Source organism: Pseudomonas sp. TE36184, assembly GCF_054060055.1.
Genome location: NZ_JBSSCU010000001.1, coordinates 6,121,669 through 6,147,507 on the forward strand (window position 1 = coordinate 6,121,669; position 25,839 = coordinate 6,147,507).

Below are 25,839 nucleotides of genomic sequence, written 5' to 3' on the forward strand. Positions count from 1 at the left end.
CGGAGCGCCGGAGAAGGTCGGACAGTCGGCCCGCGTAGCGCTTGAGCACGTATTGATTGCGCTACAAGCTGAGATATCCGACCGCGTGTGCGATTGCGAAAGGGCACCGAATGGATGCCCCCTGTGCAAACGACGTTGTTAAAACGTCGCCTTGACCTGTAACCCCGCCGCCAGCGCGTTGTCACGCTTTTTGCCGGAGAACGCGCCGGGCTCGATGTAGTACTGCAGATCGGGGCGCAGCAGCAGCCAAGGTGTGACCTGTGCGCCGTAGTTGAGCTCAAGCATCTGCTCGCCGTTGTCGAGGTTGGCGATCATTTCGGCGTCTTCGAGGTTGGTCGCCTTGGCTTCTTGCACATCCCGTGTGCGCGAGTTGAGCACGGCGCGCCCATAGCCAAAAGAGATGGAGTCGTTCGGGCGGCTCGCGAAAGGCTTTTGTTTGACCAGGCCCACCGAGTACCAGCGGCGCATCGGCGAGGTCGCCGCGTTGCTGCTGGCCGCTTGGCCGAAGAGGCGTAGTACGCTTTGCGGGTCTTGCTCATCCCGCCAGATGGCTTGGTCAATCAACACATAGGCGCCGGTACGGTTGTCGCTCTTTTCCGTACTGCCGATCTTGGGGGCGTTGGAGGTGTCGTAGTACCAACCGACTTTGTATTGGCCGTTCAGGAAGGCGTTGTTATTGAAGATCGCCTCCAGTGGCAAAATCGCTCCCGTAGTGCCGTTGCTGGGCATGGAGAACGCTTTGGACGAGCGCGTGTTGTATTCCGGGTTGACCTGGAACACGGCGGTTTGCAGTGTCAGCGACGGGTTGACGTCGTAACGCAACTCGCCACCCCAATGCGCCGTCGGGTAGTTGCCCCAGCCACTGCCGCTCGACATGGTCAGTGGGTGTGCACAAAAACCGGCGCTCACAAAGTTGCTCAAGATGGGCATACCACCGAAATCGGTGCCCATCACCATGAAGCCGAGTTTGGTGGAGAGGTCCGGCGAAAACAGGTTGCGTTGATAACTGAACTCGGTCAGCCGAGTGTATTCGCCGCCATAGTTTTCTTGCGACGACAGGCGGTTTCCAAGCAAGTCTTCGGTGGCGCTGTGGCCGCGACGGTCGTTAACGAGTACTTGCACCCGTCCCGCATCAGGGCTGTCGAGCAATTTACTCAGATCAAACTGGGCGCCTATGCGTATTTGTTGTGAATAGCGGGTGCCGCGCTTGATCCCGCCATGCAAGTTGGAAATCGTTTCGGAACTGTAGTCACCGGTCAGTTTGATGCCCTTGTCGGTCAACTTTTGGCGTTCACCGCCCCAGTCGCCAGTGAGTGTAGAGCGGTTCATCAGATCGTCGGCCAGTGCCGGGGATGGGGCGAAAAGGCATAGGGACAAACCGCTGCACAGGCTGCTGGTCAGCATGGCGCGGAAAGAAAAAAGCATTTGGATGTGCTCCGTTACAGAGAAAGTGGGGGAATAGCTCAACGGCCCGCGTTGTTTATCGGTTGCACCGTTCTTTTGTGACTTGGAAAAATAACCCCCGTAAACGGGGGTTATTTTCATGCAGTGGCAACTAACGCATTACGGCTTGATGTTGTCCGGTAGTGCATAAGCAATGATGTAATCACCAACGTCAGGCGAATGGCTCATGCCGCCGGCGGAGATGACCACGTACTGCTTCCCGGTGGTGGGTGACTGATAGATCAGTGGGGCGGCAACTGCGCCAACCGGCAGGCGGGCTTTCCAGACTTCTTTGCCGGTGGCCGAATCGAGCGCGCGCAGGTAGTAGTCCTGGGTGCCCGCAAAGAACACCAGGCCAGAGGCTGTCGACGTCGGACCGCCGAGCGTCGGCATGCCCAGCGGAATCTGCAGGTGCGTCTTGATCCCCAGCGGGCCGGTGTCCTGCACGGTGCCCATGGGAACCTGCCAGAGCAGTTTCTGCGTATTGAGATCAATCGCACTCATGCTGCCGAAGGGCGGTGAGTTGCACGGCACGCCCAGTGGCGACTGGAGAATGTCGATTTTCACGCCGCCATAGATACCCGCGACTTGCGGGCGAATGGTGCCCATGAAACCCGGCACTTCATCGGTCGACACCTTGAACTTCTTGGTTTCTTCCTTGGTCACCAATGACATCCGCAGCGGCATCCGCATGTCGTTGACGAACATCGTGCCGGTGTTCTCATCGATGGAGATGCCACCCCAGTTCATCCCGCCCAGCAAACCAGGCCATTCGATGTACGGCTTTTCGGTTGGCGGCGTAAACGGCCCCGCGTAAACCGAATCTTTGAACATGATCCGGCAATACAGTTGGTCGAATGTCGACACGCCCCACATCGACTTTTCAGTCAGTGGGTCGGCCCCGATCACCGGTATGCCGGCCGAGTACGGTTGCGTCGGCGACAAGTGTTCGCCTTCTGCCGCAGGAGAAGTCGGAACGGCACGCTCCTGCACCTCGGTGACCGGCTGGCCAGTACGACGATCCAGCACAAAAATCTGGCCGGTCTTGGTGGTCTGGATCAAGACCGGGGTTTTCACGCCTTGGGCATTCTTGATGTCATAGAGAACCGGCTGCGATGGCAGATCGTAATCCCATACATCATGGTGAATGAGCTGGTAGACCCATTTGGCTTTGCCGGTCGAGGCATCGACTGCCACGACGGCTGAGCCAAATTTTTCTTTGACGGCGTTGCGATCACCGCCCCAATAGTCGGGCGGGCCATTGCCGGTCGGCAAGTAGACCAGGTTCAGCTCTTTATCGTAGGTCGGGATCGTCCATACGTTAGGTGTTTCCAGCGTGAACGGGTGATCGGCCGCGGTCGGGTCGGTGCCTTCGGGCGCGCCGACGTCCCATGCCCACACCAGCGCACCGCTCAGCACGTCGAAGGCGCGCACGGCGCCGGAAGGTTCGCCTGCCACAATATCGCGTACCCAACCGCCCACCACCGTGAGGTGGCCCATGACCACAGGCAGGGAGGTCGGGTGGTAGCGCTTGCTGTTCTCGGTCGGGCCCATGCCTTTCTTGAGATCGACATAACCGTTGTCACCAAAACTCTGGCACAAGGCGCCGGTGTGCGCGTCAAGTGCAAACAGGCGGGCATCCACCGACGACACCAGAATACGCTGGCGACATTGCTGCTGATCGGTATACGAGGCCTTGACCGCCGCGCTCAGGCTGTCGTCTTTATCGATGTCGTAATAGCCCACGCCACGGCACGTCACATGCTCTTCGCTTTTGGCGTGAGGGTCGAACGTCCAGATCGCCTTGCCCGTATCGCCATCCAGCGCGGTGATCAGGTTTTCCGGGGTGCACGAATACAGCACGTTGCCGATCTGCAGCGGGGTGTTTTCATCAACGCCAGCGCCGGCGCCGGTGGTCCTACGTCCGGTTCGGTAGGTCCAGGCTACTTGCAGGTCCTTGACGTTTCCCGGCGTGATCTGCGTGTAAGGCGCAAACCGCGTCCCTGACGCATTGCGCCCGAAGAACTCCCAGTTTTCAGGTGCGCTGGCGGGGCTCGTGGTCTTGGTGGAGTCAGTCGCGGCCACAGGGTTCGAGATCCCGCCGTGCGGGTAGAACGCCGCAATGAAGGTGGCGATCAAGGCCAGGAATACGGCGAAGCCGAATCGATTCGCCGTGCGCCGGGTGCTCAAGGCTGTTTCCGGGAATGCGGCACCGACCCACAAGCTGAGGGTCAGGATGATCGCCGGCACCACCAGGCGCGGCAGCAGTTGCCAGTAGCTGAACTGACCCACTTCGTAGAACGCCCACACACAGGTGGCGAGGAATATGACGACGGAGAGGGCGATGCTGATAGGTTTACGCAAGACAAACAGTGCCGCCAACAACAGATAGGCGAGGCCAGCCAGCAAGTAATAACTCGACCCGTCGAGTGCTACCAGCTTGAATCCGCCATAAATCAACGCCAGTGCCACGGCAAAAACAAGCAGGGAAAACAGTCCCCTTGCAATAGTGCTCATTGAGGATCTTCCAGAGTGAGATCGATGATCGTCTGTCATATTTGTATATGCTCAGTTGGGGAAATACGTAACGGTTTGCGCTATTTACCAACAACTTGGCCGAATATTGAGTTCGGCCTTTAGTTGGCCGGGTGCGGTTCTTCCATGATCCCGATAGGCTGGCTTGCCGACGGCAAGCGAGCTTTGGAAATCAGCGTAATAATTGGCCATCCCCGTATTCATGGTCTGGATGCCGACACTCTTTCGCCCCAGCCCTCCACGTTGAAAGCGCCGTTCGATAACGAACGGGATGCTTAATAGAGGCTGATTGAGTTTCGGCAGGAGGGATAACGAAAACGTTGGCGGCTGTATTACGCCCGCTTGACGACTGTCCACGTGCTCAGTCGCGAGTGAATCGTTCCGAAGGCTCTGTCGGCCTTGTTCGGGTTACATGCTTTACTCCGACTGATTCGCTGGTTAATCGCGGTGGATTAACGCGTAGACCAGTCTATAGCGCTGGTTTTTTGGATAAATCCATAAGACTGGAAAACAATGTTGATAAAACAGTAACAATTAGCGGCGATACGCATCGGCGACGCCGGCGTGCGGGTAATCATGTGCAGGCGCGGCGGGGGGCTTTTGGGGCGTGCTCGGTCTTTTCAACACTCGGTCGAACCTTGCGCGTGATCGAGGTTCACAGGTGGTGCGGCGAGTATTTCGCGCAACCTTGTACCTTGTGTGTCACCCGGTAGCGTCTGAGCTGTAGTCCATCGTTTTCACACAAAATATTCCCCGGAAACAGCGCCTGGTGCCTGTCCGGACCCGACCCCCGGGACTATCATGCCGGTAGCCCTGACCCTCACTGCAAGGAGCCGCTCGGAACGCCGATGCGCCAGATCTGGAAATCTTTTCGAGCCCTTTATTTCGCCTCCTTGATGATGCTGATCGGCTCCGGCCTGCTCAGTACGTACCTGGCCTTGCGCCTGGCGGCCGACAACGTCGACAGCCTGTGGGTCGGTGCGCTGATGGCAGCCAACTATTCCGGCCTGGTACTGGGCGGCAAGATCGGCCACCGCCTGATCGCCCGGGTCGGGCATATCCGCGCGTATGCCACCTGTGCCGGGATCGTCGGCGCGGCGGTGTTGGGCCATGGCCTGATCGACTGGCTGCCGGCCTGGATCGTCCTGCGGGTCATCGTGGGCCTGGGGATGATGTGCCAGTACATGGTCATCGAAAGCTGGCTTAACGAGCAGGCGGATGCCAAGCAGCGTGGCGTAGTGTTCAGCGGCTATATGATTGCGTCCTACCTTGGCCTGGTGCTGGGGCAGTTGATCCTGGTGATGCATCCCCAGCTCGGCCCCGAGTTGCTGATGCTGGTCGCGCTGTGCTTTGCCCTGTGCCTGGTGCCGGTGGCGATGACCCGACGCATTCACCCGGCGCCCCTGCGTCCGGCGCCGATGGAGCCACGCTTCTTTATCCAGCGCGTGCCGCAGTCGTTGAGCACGGTGCTGGGGGCGGGGTTGATCGTTGGTTCGTTCTACGGTTTGGCGCCGCTCTATGCGTCCCAGCAGGGGCTGAGTACCGAGCAGGTCGGTCTCTTCATGGGTAGCTGCATTTTTGCCGGGTTGGTGGTGCAGTGGCCGTTGGGCTGGCTGTCGGACCGTTACGATCGCGCACTGTTGATTCGCTGCTTCGCCCTGTGCCTGGCGGTGGCGGCATTGCCGTTGGCGATCCTGAGCAAGGTGCCGCTGGAAGTGCTGTTCGTGGCCGGGTTCCTGTGTTCGCTGGTGCAGTTCTGCCTGTACCCGCTGGCCGTGGCGTTTTCCAACGACCACGTCGAAGGCGATCGTCGGGTATCGCTGACGGCCATGCTGCTGGTGACCTATGGCGTGGGCGCCAGTATCGGGCCGTTGCTGGCCGGTGTGGTGATGAAGCTGTTTGGCAGCCAGATGCTGTACGCGTTTTTCAGCCTGTGCGCGCTGATCCTGGTGTGGCGTATCCGGCCTAAAGCGGTGACCAACCTGCATCAGGTCGACGATGCACCGCTGCAGCACGTGGCAATGCCTGACAGCATGTCCAGCTCGCCGCTGGTGGCGGCCCTCGATCCGCGGGTCGATGAGCAGATGGTGCAGGAGCAGATGCAGACGGCGGTTGTCGAGCCCGAGCCTGAAACCGACGCGGAATCACCGGCGGATGAGCCGCTCTTCGAAGGGCCGCCGGAACCACCGGGCCCGGATGAGCATCCCCACGGCCTGAGCAGGGCGCGCCCCTGAATGCAAAAACGGGCAGATCCCCAAAGGGGCTGCCCGTTTTTTATCGCGATCTGAATGCTTAAAAATCGTCGTCTTTGTCGAAGCGTCGTGCTTCGCGTTGCAACTGGTACACAAAACGCTCGACCTGGCGCTGCACCAGGCCGCTCATGTTGTGGAAGCGCACGCCGGCGAAGGTGGTATTGATCTTCTCTTCGAAGTGCAGGTAACGCAGTTCGACCGAGGTGGTCATGCTGCCAAAGGGCAGTGCGGCGATAAAACGGTCGTAGACCTGGCCCAACTGCAGGCGCTCGGAAATATCGCCTTCAAAGCGCAATTTGCAGCCGGTGGCGGAGATATCCAGCAGCTTGCCGCTGACCGGCGCCTTGAGTTTCTCGCCGCCCAACTCGATATTCACCAATTGCGCGAGTTTCAGCGCGGCGCGGAACGCATTGCGGCGCTGATGGTAGACCACTTCGTCCGGCATGTTGCCGCTGTAGATACGGTGGCCGCCTTTTTCGCTGATGCTCAGGGTGCCGTTGCTTTCCCAGGCAACGCGCACGCCGTCGTGAAAGCCTTCGATGCGGAAGGGTTCGCCATTCTCAAGGTAGCGTTCGCCGTCGCGGGGGATCATTTCGTCCAGGGCCAGGGTCTTGCTGTCCCGGTCGACGTCGACCAGGTAGCTTTGAAAGCGCTGGCTGCGTTCATGGAAGGTGATGATCAGCGGGTCATGGCTTTCTTGCAGCATGCGCAAGGTGCCAGCGATTTCCAGAGGCGTGGTGAACACCTTGGGTGGCTGCGGAGCTTCTTCCGCATTAAGGGCGTTGAACACGGTTCTTCCATCTCCAGACAATATACGACTACACGCAAGAACCATCATTTTGCCAGTATGTCGCACGCCTTGGATAGGGCGCACGTTAAACCGACGTCAGGCTTGGCTGCGGGTGCTTGGCTTGACCATGCGCGAGGTAGAGCCTTGGGCGTTATACAGGGCCGGAGGTTCGCCGCCATGGAGTATGCGCAACTGATTGGCGGTCGTGGCTTGCTGAAGCTGGATCGACTGACCGTTGAGCAGGTTGGCTTCCTGACACTGGGTGAGTAATTGATTGAGTTCTTTGCTTTGGGCCAGCAACCGATCGCCGACCGAGGAATGACTGGCCAACTGTGCGAGGCCGTCTTGATCTGCCGGTAGGCCGAGGCTGACGAGAATCTGGCTACGCTTCTTGCCGTGCTGTTCCAGCAGGACAATCAGCGACTGCTTGCGCGCCAGGATTTCTTCCAGCAGCGGCATATCCCGGCCATACAGGGCCAGGGATTCTTCTTTGAGCAGCTCGAGCAATTGTTGCGTCGGCGCCAGATCATCAATGATCAGTTGAAGCAGATTTTCGTCGTGGTGCATGGCTGGCCTTGGGTTTTAAGCGTCCAAAAGCCTGGCGCAGGCCTTTGCCTAGCGCTCGGCTTCGAAGTTAAGCAGCTTGCTGGCTACACGGTTGCTGTCGACTTTATAGCTGCCATCGGCGATTGCCTGTTTCAATTCGGCCACACGGGCTTGATTGACGACGGGTTGATCGCGCAGCGAGTCAGTGACCTTCTGCAACTGTTGAGCCTCATTGCTCAGGTGTACGGATTCCCCGCTTTGGCTGGCGCCGGCCTGTTCCGCTTTGGCGGGCAGAGGCTGGGCCTTGGCGTCTACGCTGTCCTTGGTGCCGCTGGTGCGCGTAGTGCCTGGCAAAGCCGGGGCGTTATTCAAACGGCTGAAATCGATGACCATGATAAAAAACCTCTGGGTATTTGGACGCTTGCCATGGTTTCGGCCATACCCGGACAAACTTTAGGCGCGATTGACAATAAACCTGCATGCACGAACGTCAGGCGTACAGTGTAGGAAAAGCTGGCGTCCTATTCCAGTGATCTATAAAGCCACCTCGACTTGGCCCGGCGCGGTGACCCGTGCCTTGATGACGCGGTTGGAATTGAGGTTCTTGACCCGGATCTGTTCGCTCATGCCGCCGTTGGACAGCGCTTCGCCCGGCATCTTCACATTCAGCCCGCCGCTGCTGGCGGAAATGATGACCTGGTCGCCCTTGCGAATGACTTCTGCCTGTTCAAGATGGACCAGGGTGATGACCTGGTCGGCGACCATTGGTCGGGTCAATCGTTGCCCGACAGCCTGGTCCACTGACGTCAGGTAACCCTGGTTGATCAGGCTGATGTCCCGCTCGCGCAAGATGACATCCTCATAGCCGATGATTCCGCTGCGTTTGAGCGGCCGCGACACCACGACGACATCGCGGAACAGTTTGACCTGGGCGGGCACGAACACGGTCCAGGGCGAGGTCCCTTCACAGCGCACCTTGACCGTCACGCGACCAATGGGCTGGGCCGGGCTTTCCAGGCTGGCTGTCAATTCCTTGTCGCACATCGGCATGCGCAGGCGCGGATCCAATTGGTTGACCTGGATTTCATAGCGTCCTGGCGTCTGGGTGGTTGCCAGATAATCTTCTACAGTGAATTCAAGAAAGCCTTGGGTGACGCCGATAAGTAGATCAGGCAAGGTGACGTCGGCGGCGCGGGCAGTGATGCCTGCGCCCACGGCAAACAACGCCATCCAGGCGCAGAGCAATCTGCGATACCGTGAGTGGCGAGTGCGTCGGGAAACTGTCGTTTTCATATCCATAGCCAATAAAAAGCAAAGCTCGTGCCGTTTAGTGTTGGGTGCGCGTCGTACCCCCAAAGGTTTTAGCGTAGGAGTCTGGGCATGGCAGGTGTAATGGATTCAGTAAACCAGCGTACACAGCTGGTAGGGCAGAATCGCCTGGAGTTGTTGCTTTTTCGCCTGGACGGCAAGCAGCTCTATGGCATCAACGTGTTCAAAGTGCGGGAAGTGCTGCAGTGTCCCAAGCTGACGATCATGCCCAAGTCGAGCCCGGTGGTGTGTGGCGTAGCCAACATCCGTGGCGCGACCATCCCGATTCTCGACCTGGCATTGGCCACGAGTTCGGCCGGCCTGCAAGACCGCGAAAACCCGTTTGTGATCATTACCGAATACAACACCAAGACCCAGGGTTTCCTGGTGCGCTCGGTGGAACGTATCGTCAACATGAACTGGGAAGAGATCCATCCGCCGCCCAAGGGCACCGGTCGCGATCACTACCTCACGGCGGTGACGCGAGTAGACAACCAGTTGGTCGAAATCATCGACGTGGAGAAAATCCTCGCCGAAGTCGCACCGACTTCCGAAGCGATTTCGGTTGGCGTCGTCGATGCCGAAACGGCGCACAAGGCGGTTTCGCTGCGGGTGCTGACGGTGGACGACTCCTCGGTGGCGCGTAAACAGGTGACCCGTTGCCTGCAAACCATCGGCGTTGAGGTGGTGGCGCTCAACGATGGCCGCCAGGCGCTGGATTACCTGCGCAAACTGGTGGACGAAGGCAAGAAGCCGGAAGAAGAATTCTTGATGATGATTTCCGACATCGAGATGCCGGAAATGGACGGCTATACCCTCACGGCTGAAATACGCAACGATCCACGCATGCAAAAATTGCATATCATCCTGCATACTTCGTTGTCGGGCGTATTCAATCAGGCGATGGTCAAGAAGGTCGGTGCTGACGACTTCCTGGCTAAGTTTCGCCCTGATGACCTGGCATCCCGGGTAGTCGACCGGATCAAGGCAGCAGATCACGGCTAGGGGAATTTCCCTGGCGGTCACACGATTTAAGAGGCGGTATCATTGTCTACGGGTAATTTGGATTTCGAACAGTTCCGGGTTTTCCTGGAAAAAGCCTGTGGCATATTGCTCGGTGAAAACAAGCAGTATCTGGTATCCAGCCGTCTCAACAAACTGATGGAACAGCAGGGCATCAAGTCCCTCGGTGAGTTGGTCCAGCGGATTCAGAGCCAGCCGCGCAGCGGGCTCAAGGAAATGGTGGTCGATGCCATGACCACCAACGAAACCCTATGGTTTCGCGACACCTACCCCTTTGAGGTACTCAAGAGCAAAGTGCTGCCCGAGGCGATCAAGGCCAGCCCGGGTCAGCGTTTGCGGATCTGGTCGGCAGCCTGTTCCTCGGGGCAGGAACCGTACTCGATTTCGATGGCGATCGACGAGTTCGAACGGACGAACATGGGCCAGTTGAAGGCCGGCGCGCAAATTGTCGCCACCGATCTGTCGGGCACCATGCTCACCAACTGCAAGACCGGCGAGTACGACAGCCTGGCCCTGGGCCGCGGTTTGTCCCCGGAACGCCTGCAGCGTTACTTCGACCCGAAAGGGGCGGGGCGTTGGGCGGTCAAGGCGCCGATCAAGAACCGGGTGGAGTTTCGCTCGTTCAACCTGCTCGACAGCTACGCCAGCCTGGGCAAGTTCGACATGGTGTTCTGCCGTAACGTGCTGATCTACTTCTCGGCCGAAGTGAAGAAAGACATCCTGCTGCGCATCCACGGCACGCTCAAGCGCGGGGGGTATCTGTTCCTCGGTGCATCCGAGGCGCTGAACGGCCTGCCGGATCATTTCCAGATGGTGCAGTGCAGTCCTGGGATCATTTACCAGGCCAAGTAAGTCGCACGCAGTCAAAGTGTGGGAGGGGGCTTGCCCCCGATAGCGGTGTGTCAGTCTCAGTATCTATGACTGAACCACCGCTATCGGGGGCAAGCCCCCTCCCACATTTGTTTTGCGGCAAGGTAAAAGCGGCAACTCCCGATTGCCGCTTTACTGGCGCCACGCGGAAGCCGCTTGCCGCTTTTCTGGCATTGCCGCCGGCAATCTCTGCGTAACCCCTTGATATATGGGCTTTAGCCAGATTGGCATGCACCTTGCTATAACCCTGTTAACGAACAGCAGGTCAGCCTAAAGGTTTCCGCCATGAGCATCAGCTTCGATAAAGCGCTCGGTATCCACGAACAAGCCCTCGGCTTTCGCGCCCAGCGTGCCGAAGTCCTGGCCAACAACATTGCCAACGCCGACACCCCGAACTACAAGGCTCGGGACCTGGACTTCTCCGCCGTGCTCGCCGCACAGCAGGACAAGACCAAGAACGGCACCTTCGCCTTGAACATGACCAACAGCCGTCATATCGAAGCGCAAGGCCTGAGCAGTGGCGACGAATCGCTGCTGTATCGCACGCCGATGCAGCCGTCGATCGACCAGAACACCGTCGACGCGCAGTTGGAGCAATCGGCCTACGCCGAGAACTCGGTGAACTTCCAGGCCAGCTTCACCCTGCTCAACAGCAAATTCAAAGGGCTGATGTCAGCCCTGCGTGGAGAGTAAGCCATGTCCTTAGCCAGTGTTTTCAATATTGCCGGTAGTGGCATGAGCGCGCAGACCACGCGCCTGAACACCGTCGCCAGTAACATCGCCAACGCCGAGACGGTGTCTTCGAGCATCGACCAGACCTACCGCGCCCGTCACCCGGTGTTCGCCACCATGTTTCAGGGCGGCCAGAGCAGCGGCGGCGATTCGCTGTTCCAGAATCAGGACGCTGCCGGGCAAGGCGTGCAGGTACTCGGCGTGGTTGAAGACCAGAGCAATCTGGAAGCGCGCTATGAGCCTAATCACCCTGCGGCGAACGAAAAAGGCTACGTGTACTACCCGAACGTCAACGTGGTCGAGGAAATGGCTGACATGATCTCTGCCAGTCGCTCGTTCCAGACCAACGCGGAAATGATGAACACCGCCAAAACCATGATGCAGAAGGTCCTGACCCTGGGTCAGTGATAAGGGGCGCCAAACAATGGCCATTGTTGATACGACGAACAACACGGCAGTCCAGGACCTGTTCAACAGCAAGGTCAAGACTGCGACGGACAACAGCAGCCTCAGCACCGCCACCAAGACGGCAACGGGCAACCAGTCGCTGGGCAAGGATGCGTTCCTGCAGCTGTTGGTGACCCAACTGAAGAACCAGAACCCGCTGTCGCCTCAGGACAACGGTGCGTTCGTGGCTCAGTTGGCGCAGTTCAGTAGCCTGGAAGGCATCAACACCCTGAACGACTCGGTAAACAGCATCTCCAGCAACTTCAGCTCGTCGCAAGCATTGCAGGCTTCGTCGCTGGTCGGTCGCTCGATCATTACCCAGACCGACAAGGCGCTGGTGGACACCAGCAAGAGCATGACCGGCTCGGTCGCAGTGACGGCGGCAACGGGCAACGTCTCGGTCAAGATTACCGACAAAGACGGTGTCGTGGTGCGTACCCTCGATATGGGCGCACAGAGCGCGGGCAGTTCCGACTTCATCTGGGATGGCAAGAACGCTGACGGTGAGGTCGCCCCGGCAGGGACTTACACCTTTACGGCCACCACCAAGAATGACGCGGGCGACGCAGTGGCTCTGGCCACTTCGCTGCCGGCGACGGTCACCAGCGTGACCCTGAGCAAGACCGGCGGCGAAATGCTGCTCAACCTTGCAGGCGGCATGGGCAGCGTCAAGCTGTCGCAAATTCAGACTATCGGTACATAGAGCCGGCTAGATACGGCAGAGGGAGAGAAACATGTCTTTTAACATCGGCCTGAGCGGCCTCTATGCGGCCAACAAACAACTGGACGTGACCGGCAACAACATCGCCAACGTCGCGACCACTGGCTTCAAATCGTCCCGTGCGGAATTCGCGGACATCTACGCGGCGTCCAAGCTGGGCACCGGCCAGAACAGCATCGGTAACGGTGTGAACCTGGCGGCCGTGTCCCAGCAATTCACCCAGGGCGACGTCAACAACAGTGGCGGCATCCTGGATATGGCGATCCAGGGCGGTGGCTTCTTCGTACAGAAGGGCAGCGACGGTTCGCTGGAATACACCCGTAGCGGTGCTTTCCGTGCAGACAAAGACGGCTACATCACCAACAACACCGGTACTTCGCGCCTGCAAGGCTACGCGGCGGATGACAACGGCAAGATCGTCAAGGGTGGCTTGGTCGACCTGCAACTCAACTTGTCGAACCTGCCGCCAAAAGCCTCCAGCACCGTCGATTCCAGCAGTAACCTGAACTCCTCGGAGGCGGTGATCGACCAGGTGGCCAAGCCTTTCAACCCAACCGACACCAAGACCTTCACCACCCAGTACAGCACCACCTTGTACGACACCCAAGGCAACGCTCACCCGATGGTGCAGTACCTGGTGAAGACGGGTTCCAACCAATGGAACTCCTACACCCTGATCGACGGGCGTAACCCTGATGGTACCCCGATCAGTGGCGCAGGCGCGGTGGCACCTGTCGCGTCGACCCTGACGTTCGACACGGCCGGTAAGCTCGCTGGCGTGGTCACCCCGCCCAGCATAGTCTCCAACACCACCCTGACCATTTCCAACTGGAAACCGGGCACCGTGACCAACGGTGTATGGACTGCTAACGGCGCCGCGGCCAACACCGGCGGTATTGCGGTCAACATGGCGAATATCACCCAGTACAATTCGGCCAGCTATCGCAACCCGCCGGTCACCGATGGCTATGCCACCGGCCAGATCACCGGGCTGAAAATCGACGGCAGCGGTGTACTGTTCGCCACCTTCAGCAACCAGCAGAGCAAGGCCATTGGCCAGATCTCCCTGGCCAGCTTCAACAACGAACAAGGCCTGCAACCAGCAGGCGGCACGGCCTGGAGAGAGACCTTTGCCTCGGGCCAACCGGGATACGACACCCCTCAAGCCGGCACCCTCGGTTCGATCGTGGCCAACTCCCTGGAGAACTCCAACGTCAACCTGACCAACGAGCTGGTGGACCTGATCAAGGCCCAGAGCAACTACCAGGCGAACGCCAAGACCATCTCCACCCAGAGCACCATCATGCAGACCATCATCCAGATGACCTGATGCGCTGACGCTGCACAAGAAGCCCCTCGATCGAGGGGCTTTTTTTTGCGTTTTATTTGGCATCAGGACCTTTTCCCATCCCCGATGCGGTTACGAGATGACATGCCTTTGTTGGAACGCGCCACACCTGTCTTTCCACCTATCAAGCCGAGAGGCGTTGGGTTGTTTCATTACCTGGGAGAGGCGGTATGTGGAATTCATCGATATCCGGCCAAAGGGCTGGGGGGGTGCGTTACGAGGATGGGGGGGGAGGGCAGTACCTGAAGGGGGTCAACCAGTCTGATGGCACCAAGGACGACAAGGGGGCCGTCAAGGACAGTATCACGAAGCTGATCAAGGAGCTTGAAGATGCCGAAAAAACCTCCAAGAACCAGACGGCCCAGGAGCTGCGGGACAAGCTGAATGAAAAGCGAAAGGAGCTCGGCGAAGAGAAGTTCAAGGAGATCCTCGAAGAGGTGAAGAAAGACGCGCCTGAGGGCTTTCAGGCGTTCATGAAGAGAGCCTTCCCGGAGGAATTTCCGGATGGCCCGGATGCGCCGCCGTCACCAGCACCGTCTCCATCCCCCTCTCCGGACGGCGGTGGGGGCGGGGGTGGCGGGGGGGGCGGCGGAGGCGGCGGAGGCGGCGGAGGCGGTGGAGGCGGTGGCGGTGGCGGCGGTGGTTTCGGCCCCAGCGAGTCCATGAGCAACAAGCCGATTACCGAAGGCGCGAAGCATTTCGACTACAAGCCCGATGACAGCGAGCCGGGGAAAAAACCGGAGAATATCTGGAGCGGCTTCAGACAGGGGCCGGACGGCAATTGCGTGACGGTTTCGGCGATTAAAGCCGCCATGATGCAATTTGGCGAGAAGCCTACCGACGTCTTCAAAGAGGTCAAGGAGACGGGTAATGGCTACTCTGTGACCATGCGCGATGGTGTCAAGGTAGACCTGACCAAGGATGAAGTGCGGCTGGCTGCCACCCATGCACGTTTCCAGGGCGATGACCCGAAAATGATGACCAACGCCAATTTCATGTTTGCCGTCAGCGCAAAACGGGCGCAATTGGAAAACAACGATGGCACTGCCGGGCGCAGCTTTCTGGATGGCATACGTACCCTCAATGATGGCGAGTACACTCGGGAAGGGTTGGACCGTCTGGGCTTGCGCAAAAATTACCGGCAGGCCACGGATGCCGACTTGCGAAGCAGCAAGGTGGGGACGGTGGAGTATGGCGGTCATTCGATGGCGGTGATCGATGGTCGGATTGAACTGTGGGGCAAGCGGGGCGGGGTGCCCCGGGCGGGGATTGCGACCATATTGTTCGACGACTGACGAGCCTTTGCCCAGGCAAAAGAAAACCCCGATAAACCCAACTGCAGCAAGGGGTTATCGGGGCTTTTCAAATCCCGGGCCATCAAGCCCGGAACGTGCTCAGCTTATTGGCAGGCTTCGCAATCCGGCTCGTCGATCGCGCAGGCTTTCGGCACGGGGGCCGGGCCGGCCGGTGCGGCGAGCACCGAGTCATCACCGTGGTTGCCGCTGGAAACCGCGTTCAGCTTGCCGGTGTTGATGGTCGACTTCTCGGTGCTGGTCGCGGCCAGGGCACGGAGGTAGTAAGTGGTTTTCAGGCCACGGTACCAAGCCATGCGGTAGGTCACGTCGAGCTTCTTGCCCGAAGCGCCGGCGATGTACAGGTTCAGCGACTGCGCCTGGTCGATCCACTTCTGGCGACGGCTGGCGGCGTCAACGATCCATTTGGTGTCCACTTCGAAGGCAGTCGCGTAGAGCTCTTTGAGTTCTTGCGGGATGCGCTCGATCTGCTGCACCGAACCGTCGTAGTACTTCAGGTCGTTGATCATGACCGAGTCCCACAGGCCGCGGGCTTTCAGGTCGCGAACCAGGTACGGGTTGATCACGGTGAATTCGCCCGACAGGTTCGATTTCACATACAGGTTCTGGTAGGTCGGTTCGATCGACTGCGACACGCCAGTGATGTTGGCGATGGTCGCGGTCGGTGCGATGGCCATGATGTTGGAGTTACGGATACCTTTCTGCACACGGGCACGTACCGGCGCCCAGTCCAGGGATTCGTTCAGGTCAACGTCGATGTACTTCTGGCCACGTTGCGCGATCAGGATCTGTTGCGAATCCAGCGGCAGGATGCCTTTGGACCACAGCGAGCCCTGGAACGTCTCGTAGGCGCCGCGCTCGTCGGCCAGGTCGCAGGAAGCCTGGATCGCGTAGTAGCTGACCGCTTCCATGGACTTGTCGGCGAACTCGACCGCTGCGTCCGAACCGTAAGGAATGTGCTGCAGGTACAAAGCGTCCTGGAAGCCCATGATGCCCAGGCCAACCGGACGGTGCTTGAAGTTGGAGTTCTGCGCCTGTGGCACCGAGTAGTAGTTGATGTCGATCACGTTATCGAGCATGCGAACAGCGGTGTTGACAGTGCGCTCCAGCTTGGCGGTGTCCAGCTTGCCGTTGACGATGTGGTTCGGCAGGTTGATCGAGCCCAGGTTGCAAACAGCGATCTCGTCCTTGTTGGTGTTCAAGGTGATCTCGGTGCACAGGTTCGAGCTGTGGACCACGCCTACGTGCTGCTGCGGGCTGCGCAGGTTGCACGGGTCTTTGAAGGTCAGCCATGGGTGGCCGGTTTCAAACAGCATGGACAGCATTTTACGCCACAGGTCTTTGGCCTGGATGGTCTTGAACAGCTTGACCTTGCCTGGGTACTCGGTAAGGGCTTCGTAGTACTCGTAGCGCTCTTCGAAGGCCTTGCCGGTCAGGTCGTGCAGGTCCGGCACTTCGGATGGCGAGAACAGGGTCCACTTGCCGTCGTCGAAGACACGCTTCATGAACAGGTCAGGAATCCAGTTGGCGGTGTTCATGTCGTGGGTACGACGACGGTCATCGCCGGTGTTCTTGCGCAGCTCGATGAACTCTTCAATGTCCATGTGCCAGGTTTCCAGGTAGGCACACACAGCGCCTTTGCGCTTGCCACCCTGGTTGACCGCTACGGCGGTGTCGTTGACGACTTTCAGGAACGGTACGACGCCCTGGGACTTGCCGTTGGTGCCCTTGATGTACGAACCCAGTGCGCGCACCGGCGTCCAGTCGTTGCCCAGGCCGCCGGCGAATTTGGACAACATGGCGTTGTCGTGGATCGCGTGGTAGATGCCCGACAGGTCGTCCGGCACGGTGGTCAGGTAGCAGCTCGACAGCTGTGGACGCAGGGTACCGGCGTTGAACAGGGTCGGCGTGGACGACATGTAGTCGAAGGACGACAACAGGTTGTAGAACTCGATGGCGCGGTCTTCTTTGTGCTTCTCTTCAATCGCCAGGCCCATGGCCACGCGCATGAAGAACACTTGCGGCAGTTCGAAGCGGATACCGTCCTTGTGGATGAAGTAACGGTCGTACAGGGTTTGCAGGCCCAGGTAGGTGAACTGCTGGTCGCGCTCGTGGTTGATCGCCTTGCCGAGTTTTTCCAGGTCGAAGGTGGCCAGGACCGGGTTCAGCAATTCGTATTCGATACCCTTGGCGATGTAGGCCGGCAGGGCCTTGGCGTACAGGTCGGCCATCTCGTGGTGGGTGGCGCTGTCGGCTACGCCGAGGAAGCCCAGGCCTTCGGCACGCAGGGTGTCCATCAGCAGGCGCGCGGTGACGAACGAGTAGTTCGGCTCGCGTTCAACCAGGGTACGGGCAGTCATCACCAGGGCGGTGTTGACGTCGGTCAGGGCCACGCCGTCGTACAGGTTCTTCAGGGTTTCGCGCTGGATCAGGTCGCCGTCGACTTCTTCCAGGCCTTCGCAGGCCTCGGTGATGATGGTGTTCAGGCGGCCCAGGTCCAGCGGCGCGAAGGTGCCGTCGGCCAGGGTGATGCGGATCGATGGGTGCGCGTGTACGGCGGCTTCGTCGGCCGGGGAGCGAACGGCACGTTCCTTGGCGCGCGAATCACGGTAGATCACGTAGTCGCGGGCGACTTTCTGCTCGCCGGCACGCATCAGGGCCAGTTCGACCTGGTCCTGGATTTCTTCGATGTGGATGGTGCCGCCCGAAGGCATGCGACGCTTGAAGGTCGCGGTGACTTGTTCGGTCAGGCGGGCAACGGTGTCGTGGATGCGCGACGAGGCGGCAGCGTTGCCGCCTTCAACTGCAAGAAACGCTTTGGTGATGGCGACGGTGATTTTGTCATCGGTGTAAGGAACGACAGTGCCGTTACGCTTGATCACGCGCAGTTGGCCGGGTGCAGTGGCGGACAGATCCATATTCGAATCAGCGGCCTGCGGCACGGAGCCCTGCGGGTTCTCGCGAGTTGTGTCGGTTTGCATGGGGGGTTGTCTCCACATTCTATATTTATTTGGGCACCATCACGGTGCCCACCGTTCCGTCCTGAAGCACTTACAGCAGGCCTTGGCCTGGCATAACAACTTCGGGACAGGAGGAAGGGGGGCTTATCGCGCCGCTTCCATGCCGAAGTCTTCGGTTTGGCGCTCAAAAGCGCCTCGCCGTATTCCTGGTGGGTGACAGTTGCCCGGTTCAAGCACTGCAACACCCGTACCGTTTTACGCTGTTGGAGCGCTAAAACGGTTGCCATCCGCATGAGCGGTTTGGGCTTTCAAAAAATGCTGGAGTTGGACCAAACAGGAGCAAGAAAGGGCTTGAGTTTCTTGTCTGATTTGTGTTTGGTCTTTTAGTTCAAAACCCTACATGTAGGGTTTTTTTGGCGCCGAGGTACAAGATAATGCGTTTTTGGAGGCTTAGCAATCCAGGGCCTGTGGATAACGCTGTGAGTAAAATGTGTATGAAACGTAGAATGCCCGTGTAGGCCGCAGTACTGCTGGACCGCGCCGTTTGTCACTGAATATTCCAAGAAAAAAACGGCTCTTTGGATTTTTGAGGGCGCGAACCCTATCACAAAAAAACCGCATCACCGAATGCATTTCCTGGCTTGTGTTCGAGGGTTGGGGCATGGCTACAATCGATCATTGTTATGCCCTCACAACATTACAAATAAGGTGTGGCTGGCGAAGATCAACATGTGGGAGGGAGCAAGTCCCCTCCCACATTTGATCGAGCAGACCAACCAATCCCCTAATAACAACGAGGATTACCTGTGGAGCATGAAGCCTGGCAAATCCTGATCGTCGAGGATGACGAGCGATTGGCCGAGTTGACCCGTGATTACCTGGAGAGCAACGGCCTGCGCGTGTCGGTGGAAAGCGACGGCGCCCAGGCTGCGGCGCGGATCATCGCCGAACAGCCGGACCTGGTGATCCTTGACCTGATGCTGCCCGGCGAAGACGGCCTGAGCATCTGCCGCAAGGTGCGCGAGCGCTACGACGGGGTGATCCTCATGCTCACCGCGCGTACCGACGACATGGACCAGGTATTGGGCCTGGACATGGGCGCCGACGACTACGTGTGCAAACCCGTGCGCCCGCGCCTGCTGCTGGCGCGTATCCAGGCCCTGTTGCGCCGCAGCGAGCCGGCGGAACCGGCCGTCGCGCAAAACCAGCGCCGCCTGCAATTCGGCCCGCTGCTCGTGGATAACGCCCTGCGCGAAGCCTGGCTGCAGGGCGACGGCATCGAACTGACCAGCGCCGAGTTCGACCTGCTGTGGCTGCTGGTGGCGAATGCCGGGCGCATCCTGTCGCGCGAAGAAATCTTCATCGCCCTGCGCGGCATCGGCTACGACGGCCAGGACCGCTCGATCGACGTGCGTATCTCGCGCATCCGTCCGAAGATCGGCGACGATCCGATCCACCCGCGCCTGATCAAGACCGTGCGCAGCAAAGGCTATCTGTTCGTCCCCGAAGCCGCTGGCGACATACCGCTGTGAACTCGATCTTCCTGCGCATCTACGGCGGCATGTGCGCGGCGCTGATCCTGGTGGCGCTGCTGGGCGTGCTGGCGTTGCACCTGCTCAACGACGTGCGCAGCGGGCAGTACCGTGAGCGTCTGGCCCACGGCACCTTTGCCTTGATGGGCGACAACCTGCAACCCATGAGCGCGATCGAGCGCCAGCGCGCACTGGCGGTGTGGGAGCGCCTGTTGGGCATTCCCCTGATGCTGCGCACGTACACCGATGCCCAACTGGACCTCGGCCAACGCACCCGCCTGCAGCATGGCCAGGTGCTGGTGCAACAGACCGGCCCCCATGCGGCGCGGGTCCTGCGTTTGGTCAGCGAGCAGGATCAGTTGGTGCTGGAAGGTGAAGTGCAACAGATCAGCGAGCAATTGGCGCGGGCGACGATCTACCTGTTGGCCGACGAGTTGGTGCGTTTTCCGGTGGCCGAGCAACCGCAACGCCTGGCGGATATAAAGGAAGCCAAAGGGTTTGGCTTCGAGATGCACCTGATGGCCCTCGATCAGGCCGATATGGACGACGACCAGCGCCGCCGCGTGTCGGAGGGCGATACGGTGATGGCGCTGGGCAAGGGCGGCGACTCGATTCGGGTGTTTGCCGGCATGGTCGGCACGCCCTGGGTGCTTGAAATCGGCCCGTTGTATCAAATGAACCCGTACCCGGCGCAATGGTTGATCCTGATCGCATTGATCGGCCTGACCCTGATTGGCCTGATCGTCTATCTATTGGTGCGTCAGCTCGAGCGCCGGCTCAGAGGTCTGGAGGCCGCTGCCACGCGTATTGCCAAAGGCAACCTGGAAGTGCGCGTGCCCGCGCGCGGCGCCGACTCGGTGGGGCGCCTGGCCGCCGCCTTCAATGGCATGGCCGAGCACCTGCAGCAGTTGCTCGCGATCCAGCGCGAACTGGTGCGCGCGGTGTCCCACGAGTTGCGCACCCCGGTGGCGCGCCTGCGTTTCGGCCTGGAGATGATCGGCGAGGCCGCCACCCCGCAGGCCCGGCGCAAATACCTCGAAGGCATGGACAGCGATATTCAGGACCTCGACGGCCTGGTCGACGAAATGCTCACCTACGCACGCCTGGAGCAGGGCGCGCCGGAGCTGAATTTCCAGCGGGTCGACCTCAACGCGTTGCTCGACCAGGTGATCGGCGAATTATCGCCACTGCGCCCGCAGATCAGCGTGAGCCGTGGTATCTGCCTGTCATCGGTGCATTGGGACGATGCCTGGGTCGATGCCGAACCGCGCTACCTGCACCGCGCCCTGCAGAACCTGGTGAGCAACGCCATGCGCCATGCCCAGGGCCGGGTGCTGATCAGTTACCAGGTCGGCCAGGTGCGCTGCCGCATCGATGTGGAAGACGATGGCCCCGGCGTACCGGAAAGCGCCTGGGAACGCATCTTCACGCCGTTCCTGCGCCTGGACGACAGCCGCACCCGCGCCTCGGGCGGGCATGGCCTGGGCTTGTCGATTGTGCGGCGGATTATTCATTGGCATGGCGGGCGGGCATTGATCAGCAAGAGCAACAACCTGGGAGGGGCGTGCTTCAGCCTGAGTTGGCCACGGGACCAGGATAAATCCTGATACTGCTATCGGGAGCAAGCCGAACCCTCGCACCGCCCCTCTTGGAATGCATTCCAGTGTGGGAGGGGGCTTGCCCCCGATGACGCTAGATCAGACGCCGATTGCTACAAGGCTCAACAACTGTTCCCCATCCACCGCAAATTGCCCAACCAACTCCTTGCCGTGGCACCACTCGCCGGACAACTCCGTCAGCAGCCGCAACCGCATCTGGCCGTGCTCGGACCATTCCACCACTTCGGCATGCTCAAAGTAGAAGCGCTTCTGCACGATCGGGTAGAGCGCCTTGAACAGGCTCTCCTTGGCCGAAAACGTCAGTGTCACCAGCTGCGCATGTTGCTCACGCGGCAACCTGGCCATGCGCTGCAACTCATCGGCGGTGAGAATTTCCCCCGCCAGGCGTTCCGCGCGCTCCAGGCTCAGGACATTTTCCAGGTCCATCCCCAGCCCGCGCCATTGCGCCTTGTGCCCGACGATCGCCGCCGCGTGCCCGCTGCTGTGGGTGATGGAGCCGCTGATGTGCGGCGGCCACACCGGCGCCCGGTCTTCGCCGATTGCCGGCACGCAGTCCAGGTTATCGAGCTGTTGCAAGGCGGCGCGGGCGCATAACCGTCCGGCGAGAAACTCCGCCTGGCGCTTGGCCACTGAACGCTGGATGCTCGCCGGCGGCGGCACCGCGCTGCGTTGGAAATCACCGGGGATCAACAGGGCCGGATCAAAGCGCGTACTGAGCAACACCGTGCCCGGCAAGGGATCGGGCAGTGGCCAATGGGCGTCGAGTGGGGTGCAGCAAGCGGGTAGGGGCGTCATGGGCGGTATTTTGCCGAGTTGGCGCGCCAGTGGATAGTCCGTAGCGGTTCAGGCCAGGTTCAGAGCCTGTTCAGGGGGAGTTCAGGGGCGCTTGCGTAGTGTGGGCCTACAGCCTACGTGGAGGTAAGTACCATGACTGCAATCAAGAAGCTGATGTTGGCGTTGACCATGTTCAGTGCCACCGCCGGGGCGCAGGCCAGCGATGGCGCCTTTGCGGCATTCGGTAGCGAGAGAACCAAGAAATCCAGCACGCTGATGCAGCGTGTGAGCTTCGAGGCGGTGCGCAGCCAGGCCGCGCCTTGGGGCCAGTCGCTGGGTTCGAGCAGCCCGCAGGCGACGTATCGTGCCGGCTATGAGCATCTTGGCGGCCAATACAATGGCATTAAACTGCGCCCGCAAGACCTGCAGGGCCGCTATGATATCCCTCTGTCGGACTGTTGATTTGCTTTGGAGAGCCTTATGAAATTGCTGGTCGTGGAAGATGAGGCTCTGTTGCGTCATCACCTGTATACCCGCCTGACCGACAGCGGGCACGTGGTCGAAGCCGTGGCCAACGCGGAGGAGGCCTTGTACCAGACTGGCCAATTCAACCATGACCTGGCGATCATCGACCTCGGCCTGCCCGGCATGGGCGGTCTTGATCTGATCCGCCAACTGCGCGCCCAGGACAAGACCTTCCCGATCCTGATCCTCACCGCTCGCGGCAACTGGCAGGACAAGGTCGAAGGCCTGGCCGCTGGCGCCGACGACTACGTGGTCAAGCCGTTCCAGTTCGAAGAACTGGAAGCGCGGATGAACGCGTTGCTGCGTCGTTCCAGCGGCTTTACCCAATCGACCATCGTCGCCGGCCCCTTGCTGCTGGACCTCAACCGCAAGCAGGCCTCGTTGGACGAGCAGCCCCTGGCGCTGACCGCCTACGAGTACCGGATTCTCGAGTACCTGATGCGTCACCATCAGCAGGTAGTGCCCAAGGATCGCTTGATGGAGCAGCTCTACCCCGATGACGACGAGCGCGACCCGAATGTCATCGAAGTGCTGGTCGGCCGCCTGCGCCGTAAACTGGAAGGCCCGGGCGGGTTCAAGCCGATCGACACCGTGCGCGGCCTGGGCTATCTGTTCAATGAGCGCTGTCGTTGATTCGCTCGTTACGTGTGCGCTTGATGCTGGCGGCCGCCACCCTGGCCGTGCTGTTTATGCTGGGTTTGTTGCCGGCCATGCAGGGCGCGTTCAGCCTGGCCTTGCAGGACTCGATCGAGCAGCGCCTGGCGTCGGACGTCACCACCTTGATTTCGGCGGCGCGGGTCGAAAACAACCGCCTGCAGATGCCGGCGCAGTTGCCGGACGAACGCTTCAACCTCACCGATAGCCGGTTGCTCGGTTATATCTACGACCGCGAAGGCCATCTGGTGTGGCGCTCGCGGGCGACCCAGGAAGAAAACATCAACTACAGGCCGCGCTATGACGGGCGCGGTAATGAGTTTGCGCGGATTCGCGAGGGCAATGGTCAGGAGTTCTTCGTGTATGACGTCGAGGTCAAGCTGCTCGGCGGCAAGAGTGCGGCGTTCAGCATCGTCGCGCTGCAACCGGTGCGCGAATACCAGTTGACCCTCGAAGGCCTGCGCGAAAACCTCTACCTGGGCTTCGGCGCGGCGTTGCTGGTGTTGCTGACGTTGCTCTGGCTGGGCCTGACCTGGGGCCTGCAAGCGTTGCGGCGCCTGAGCCAGGAGCTGGACCAGATCGAAGGCGGCACCCGCGAAAGCCTCAGCGAAGAACACCCGCGCGAACTGCTGCGCCTCACCGGGTCTCTCAACCGCTTGCTGCACAGTGAGCGCGAGCAGCGTACCCGCTACCGCGACTCCCTCGACGACTTGGCCCACAGCCTGAAAACCCCGCTGGCGGTGTTGCAGGGCGTGAGCGAAGACATGGCCCAGCGCCCCGAAGACCGCGACCAGGCCTGGGTGCTGCAATCGCAGATCGAACGCATGAGCCAGCAGATCAGTTACCAGTTGCAGCGCGCCAGCCTGCGTAAAAGCGGCCTGGTACGCCATCAGGTACGCCTGCAGCCGGTACTGCAAAGCCTGTGCGACACGCTGGACAAGGTCTACCGCGACAAGCACGTCAAAGTGAGCTTCGTATTGCCGGACGCGTGCGATGTGCCCATCGAAAAAGGCGCCTTGCTGGAACTGCTCGGCAACCTGCTGGAAAACGCCTACCGCCTGTGCCTGAGCGAAGTGCGTATCAGCCTGGTGGAAAGCCTGGATGGCATCGAACTGTGCATCGAAGATGACGGCCCCGGTGTGCCGCCCGACCAGCGCGCGCGGATTCTGCAACGGGGCGAGCGGCTGGACCGTCAGCACCCGGGGCAGGGGATCGGCCTGGCGGTGGTCAAGGACATCATTGAAAGCTACGGCGCGCGCCTGACCCTGGGCGACTCGCCTTTGGGGGGCGCGGCGTTCAAGATCCACTTTCCGGCCGTTTGACCTTCCTTGAGTGGCGCCTGCCTAACTCTCCTGTGCCCGATAAGCCCCCGGCGTCAATCCCGTCCACTTCTTGAACGCCCGATGAAACGCCGACGGCTCGGAGAACCCGAGCTGTTCGGCAATTTCCTGCAATGACAGATCCGCGCGTCCCAGGTGGTAAATGGCGATGTCCCGCCGCAGCTCATCCTTGAGCGCTTGAAAACTGCTGCCTTCTTCACGCAGATGTCGGCGCAGGGTCTGCGGGCTGATGTGCAAGTGCTGGGCAACGGCGTCCAGGTCCGGCCAGGGTGTGCGGTCACGGCTGAGCAGGCGGCGGATCTGGCTGCTCAAACTGTCGCCCTCATCGGGCCGCGACAACAAGTCGGCGGGGGAGCGCTGCAGGAAATGCTTGAGGGTGCGCTCGTCCTGCAGCAGCGGCAGGCTCAAGTAACGGGCAGGAAACACCAGGCTGCTGTTCGGTGCGCCGAACACCTGCGGGCAGGGAAACAACAGGTCGTATTCGCTGGCGTGGGCCGGCATCGGGTAGCTGAACGTGGCCTGCTGCAGGCGGATGCGCTGGCCGATCAACCAACTGCCGAGGCGATGCCAGATCAGCAGCAGGGATTCGCTGAGAAAGTGATCCGGGTCCCCGAGCTGGGAGTCGTCCAGGCTCAAGCGGGCCATTTCGCCTTCCCGTGTCAGCTGCCAACGCGGACCTTGTGGGAATAGGCTGTAAAACAACAAGCCGCGTTCGAGTGCCTTCTCCAGGGTGCGGCAATGGATCAGCGCGTGGCACATCATGGCGAACGTGCCGCGCTTGCTCGGACCTTCGGCAAAGCCCAGGTATTCGTCGTCCAGCGCGAGCCAGAGCATTTGCAACAGCCGGGTAAATTGTTCCGGGGCGATGCGGGCGCGGGGTTCGTTCAGCAGTTCCGGGGTGATGCCCACCTGCTGCAACAGGCCCGAGTAGTCGTAGCCGGCCCGGCGCGCACCGCCGAGGGCCGCTCGGGCGTAGTGACTGGCGATGGTACGTTCGCGCATGCAAGGGCCTCGTCCATGGAAGGGCGGATGGTAGCCATCACCCGCTACAGCGACAAGGCGGATATCCGCCAAATTGTAGGACGAGACACGGCGAGTTGGCGGAAA

Annotated in this window: 22 protein-coding genes; 13 read left to right on the top strand and 9 right to left on the bottom strand. The window is 60.2% G+C overall.

What is annotated here, in order from left to right; all coding sequences use genetic code 11:
• Positions 1 to 138: 138 nt before the first annotated feature.
• Both ACVWZP_RS27790 and ACVWZP_RS27795 read right to left on the bottom strand, forming a co-directional pair.
• The gene (locus tag ACVWZP_RS27790; protein ID WP_457370292.1) at positions 139 to 1,425 is read right to left on the bottom strand and encodes a carbohydrate porin; all 1,287 of its coding nucleotides are present in this window, start codon (positions 1,423 to 1,425) and stop codon (positions 139 to 141) included.
• A gap of 138 nt (positions 1,426 to 1,563) precedes the next feature.
• Positions 1,564 to 3,960, bottom strand: a complete 2,397-nt coding sequence (locus ACVWZP_RS27795; RefSeq protein ID WP_457370293.1) for a membrane-bound PQQ-dependent dehydrogenase, glucose/quinate/shikimate family — start codon at positions 3,958 to 3,960, stop codon at positions 1,564 to 1,566.
• A gap of 866 nt (positions 3,961 to 4,826) precedes the next feature.
• Here ACVWZP_RS27795 and ACVWZP_RS27800 point away from each other — a divergent pair.
• Positions 4,827 to 6,212, top strand: coding sequence for an MFS transporter (locus tag ACVWZP_RS27800; protein ID WP_046382338.1), 1,386 nt, complete (start codon positions 4,827 to 4,829; stop codon positions 6,210 to 6,212).
• Positions 6,213 to 6,270: 58 nt separating this feature from the next.
• Here ACVWZP_RS27800 and ACVWZP_RS27805 read toward each other — a convergent pair whose 3' ends face one another.
• From ACVWZP_RS27805 to flgA, 4 genes are all read right to left on the bottom strand, one after another.
• Positions 6,271 to 7,020 (bottom strand): flagellar brake protein, encoded by a 750-nt coding sequence (locus ACVWZP_RS27805; protein WP_017849177.1) that lies wholly within the window; start codon positions 7,018 to 7,020, stop codon positions 6,271 to 6,273.
• Between the two features lie 96 nt (positions 7,021 to 7,116).
• Positions 7,117 to 7,587, bottom strand: a complete 471-nt coding sequence (locus ACVWZP_RS27810; protein ID WP_046382339.1) for a flagella synthesis protein FlgN — start codon at positions 7,585 to 7,587, stop codon at positions 7,117 to 7,119.
• A 48-nt stretch (positions 7,588 to 7,635) separates the two neighbouring features.
• Positions 7,636 to 7,959, bottom strand: a complete 324-nt coding sequence (flgM, locus tag ACVWZP_RS27815; RefSeq protein WP_017849175.1) for a flagellar biosynthesis anti-sigma factor FlgM — start codon at positions 7,957 to 7,959, stop codon at positions 7,636 to 7,638.
• A 141-nt stretch (positions 7,960 to 8,100) separates the two neighbouring features.
• A complete protein-coding gene (gene flgA / locus ACVWZP_RS27820; protein ID WP_032804943.1) occupies positions 8,101 to 8,865 on the bottom strand; it encodes a flagellar basal body P-ring formation chaperone FlgA in 765 nt (254 codons plus the stop codon).
• A gap of 81 nt (positions 8,866 to 8,946) precedes the next feature.
• Between flgA and ACVWZP_RS27825 the strand changes: the two genes are divergently transcribed.
• From ACVWZP_RS27825 to ACVWZP_RS27855, 7 genes are all read left to right on the top strand, one after another.
• Entirely contained in the window at positions 8,947 to 9,879 is a 933-nt protein-coding gene (locus ACVWZP_RS27825) for a chemotaxis protein CheV (protein ID WP_026140310.1), read from the top strand.
• Positions 9,880 to 9,921: 42 nt separating this feature from the next.
• Entirely contained in the window at positions 9,922 to 10,749 is an 828-nt protein-coding gene (gene cheR, locus ACVWZP_RS27830) for a protein-glutamate O-methyltransferase CheR (RefSeq protein ID WP_026140309.1), read from the top strand.
• 303 nt (positions 10,750 to 11,052) lie between these two features.
• A complete protein-coding gene (gene flgB, locus ACVWZP_RS27835) occupies positions 11,053 to 11,460 on the top strand; it encodes a flagellar basal body rod protein FlgB (RefSeq protein ID WP_003175633.1) in 408 nt (135 codons plus the stop codon).
• Between the two features lie 3 nt (positions 11,461 to 11,463).
• Positions 11,464 to 11,907 carry a flagellar basal body rod protein FlgC gene (gene flgC, locus ACVWZP_RS27840; RefSeq protein WP_046382341.1) on the top strand — a complete coding sequence of 148 codons (444 nt, stop codon included), beginning with the start codon at positions 11,464 to 11,466 and terminating at the stop codon, positions 11,905 to 11,907.
• Between the two features lie 16 nt (positions 11,908 to 11,923).
• Positions 11,924 to 12,649 (top strand): flagellar hook assembly protein FlgD, encoded by a 726-nt coding sequence (flgD, locus tag ACVWZP_RS27845; RefSeq protein WP_126589468.1) that lies wholly within the window; start codon positions 11,924 to 11,926, stop codon positions 12,647 to 12,649.
• Between the two features lie 31 nt (positions 12,650 to 12,680).
• Positions 12,681 to 13,997: a flagellar hook protein FlgE gene (flgE, locus tag ACVWZP_RS27850; protein WP_457370294.1), complete on the top strand. Its 1,317-nt coding sequence runs from the start codon at positions 12,681 to 12,683 to the stop codon at positions 13,995 to 13,997.
• A gap of 188 nt (positions 13,998 to 14,185) precedes the next feature.
• Complete coding sequence (locus tag ACVWZP_RS27855) at positions 14,186 to 15,310, top strand: hypothetical protein (RefSeq protein WP_457370295.1); 1,125 nt, start codon at positions 14,186 to 14,188, stop codon at positions 15,308 to 15,310.
• 104 nt (positions 15,311 to 15,414) lie between these two features.
• Here the strand turns inward: ACVWZP_RS27855 and ACVWZP_RS27860 are convergent, their stop codons facing one another.
• A complete protein-coding gene (locus tag ACVWZP_RS27860; protein ID WP_046382345.1) occupies positions 15,415 to 18,309 on the bottom strand; it encodes a ribonucleoside-diphosphate reductase subunit alpha in 2,895 nt (964 codons plus the stop codon).
• Positions 18,310 to 19,094: 785 nt separating this feature from the next.
• Here ACVWZP_RS27860 and ACVWZP_RS27865 point away from each other — a divergent pair.
• Together ACVWZP_RS27865 and ACVWZP_RS27870 are read left to right on the top strand one after the other, a co-directional pair.
• Complete coding sequence (locus tag ACVWZP_RS27865) at positions 19,095 to 19,820, top strand: response regulator (RefSeq protein ID WP_046382346.1); 726 nt, start codon at positions 19,095 to 19,097, stop codon at positions 19,818 to 19,820.
• On the top strand, positions 19,817 to 21,427 hold the full coding sequence (locus tag ACVWZP_RS27870) for an ATP-binding protein (RefSeq protein WP_046382347.1): 1,611 nt from the start codon (positions 19,817 to 19,819) through the stop codon (positions 21,425 to 21,427). The genes ACVWZP_RS27865 and ACVWZP_RS27870 overlap by 4 nt, the downstream gene beginning before the upstream one ends.
• Before the next feature lie 90 nt (positions 21,428 to 21,517).
• On the opposite strand, the gene ACVWZP_RS27875 is transcribed toward ACVWZP_RS27870, so the two are convergent.
• The gene (locus ACVWZP_RS27875) at positions 21,518 to 22,234 is read right to left on the bottom strand and encodes a 4'-phosphopantetheinyl transferase family protein (protein ID WP_457370296.1); all 717 of its coding nucleotides are present in this window, start codon (positions 22,232 to 22,234) and stop codon (positions 21,518 to 21,520) included.
• 132 nt (positions 22,235 to 22,366) lie between these two features.
• Here ACVWZP_RS27875 and ACVWZP_RS27880 point away from each other — a divergent pair, with 132 nt between their 5' ends.
• From ACVWZP_RS27880 to ACVWZP_RS27890, 3 genes are read left to right on the top strand one after another with little or no spacing between them, the layout of a single operon-like run.
• Positions 22,367 to 22,675: a hypothetical protein gene (locus ACVWZP_RS27880; protein ID WP_046382349.1), complete on the top strand. Its 309-nt coding sequence runs from the start codon at positions 22,367 to 22,369 to the stop codon at positions 22,673 to 22,675.
• A gap of 18 nt (positions 22,676 to 22,693) precedes the next feature.
• Complete coding sequence (locus tag ACVWZP_RS27885) at positions 22,694 to 23,371, top strand: response regulator (protein ID WP_046382350.1); 678 nt, start codon at positions 22,694 to 22,696, stop codon at positions 23,369 to 23,371.
• A complete protein-coding gene (locus ACVWZP_RS27890; RefSeq protein WP_046382351.1) occupies positions 23,368 to 24,714 on the top strand; it encodes an ATP-binding protein in 1,347 nt (448 codons plus the stop codon). Before ACVWZP_RS27885 ends, ACVWZP_RS27890 begins: the two co-directional genes overlap by 4 nt.
• 21 nt (positions 24,715 to 24,735) lie before the next feature.
• Here the strand turns inward: ACVWZP_RS27890 and ACVWZP_RS27895 are convergent, their stop codons facing one another.
• Positions 24,736 to 25,734, bottom strand: a complete 999-nt coding sequence (locus ACVWZP_RS27895; RefSeq protein WP_079444539.1) for an AraC family transcriptional regulator — start codon at positions 25,732 to 25,734, stop codon at positions 24,736 to 24,738.
• Between the last annotated feature and the right edge of the window lie 105 nt (positions 25,735 to 25,839).

Bases quoted from the DNA above. Each gene is read 5' to 3' on its own strand.
- flgC (WP_046382341.1), top strand. From the start codon at position 11,464: ATGTCCTTAGCCAGTGTTTTCAATATTGCCGGTAGTGGCATGAGCGCG.
- ACVWZP_RS27895 (WP_079444539.1), bottom strand. From the start codon at position 25,734: ATGCGCGAACGTACCATCGCCAGTCACTACGCCCGAGCGGCCCTCGGC.
- flgA (WP_032804943.1), bottom strand. From the start codon at position 8,865: ATGGATATGAAAACGACAGTTTCCCGACGCACTCGCCACTCACGGTAT.
- ACVWZP_RS27790 (WP_457370292.1), bottom strand. From the start codon at position 1,425: ATGCTTTTTTCTTTCCGCGCCATGCTGACCAGCAGCCTGTGCAGCGGT.
- ACVWZP_RS27885 (WP_046382350.1), top strand. From the start codon at position 22,694: ATGAAATTGCTGGTCGTGGAAGATGAGGCTCTGTTGCGTCATCACCTG.
- ACVWZP_RS27810 (WP_046382339.1), bottom strand. From the start codon at position 7,587: ATGCACCACGACGAAAATCTGCTTCAACTGATCATTGATGATCTGGCG.
- flgB (WP_003175633.1), top strand. From the start codon at position 11,053: ATGAGCATCAGCTTCGATAAAGCGCTCGGTATCCACGAACAAGCCCTC.
- flgM (WP_017849175.1), bottom strand. From the start codon at position 7,959: ATGGTCATCGATTTCAGCCGTTTGAATAACGCCCCGGCTTTGCCAGGC.
- ACVWZP_RS27875 (WP_457370296.1), bottom strand. From the start codon at position 22,234: ATGACGCCCCTACCCGCTTGCTGCACCCCACTCGACGCCCATTGGCCA.
- ACVWZP_RS27825 (WP_026140310.1), top strand. From the start codon at position 8,947: ATGGCAGGTGTAATGGATTCAGTAAACCAGCGTACACAGCTGGTAGGG.
- flgE (WP_457370294.1), top strand. From the start codon at position 12,681: ATGTCTTTTAACATCGGCCTGAGCGGCCTCTATGCGGCCAACAAACAA.
- ACVWZP_RS27855 (WP_457370295.1), top strand. From the start codon at position 14,186: ATGTGGAATTCATCGATATCCGGCCAAAGGGCTGGGGGGGTGCGTTAC.
- ACVWZP_RS27880 (WP_046382349.1), top strand. From the start codon at position 22,367: ATGACTGCAATCAAGAAGCTGATGTTGGCGTTGACCATGTTCAGTGCC.
- ACVWZP_RS27800 (WP_046382338.1), top strand. From the start codon at position 4,827: ATGCGCCAGATCTGGAAATCTTTTCGAGCCCTTTATTTCGCCTCCTTG.
- ACVWZP_RS27860 (WP_046382345.1), bottom strand. From the start codon at position 18,309: ATGCAAACCGACACAACTCGCGAGAACCCGCAGGGCTCCGTGCCGCAG.
- flgD (WP_126589468.1), top strand. From the start codon at position 11,924: ATGGCCATTGTTGATACGACGAACAACACGGCAGTCCAGGACCTGTTC.
- ACVWZP_RS27795 (WP_457370293.1), bottom strand. From the start codon at position 3,960: ATGAGCACTATTGCAAGGGGACTGTTTTCCCTGCTTGTTTTTGCCGTG.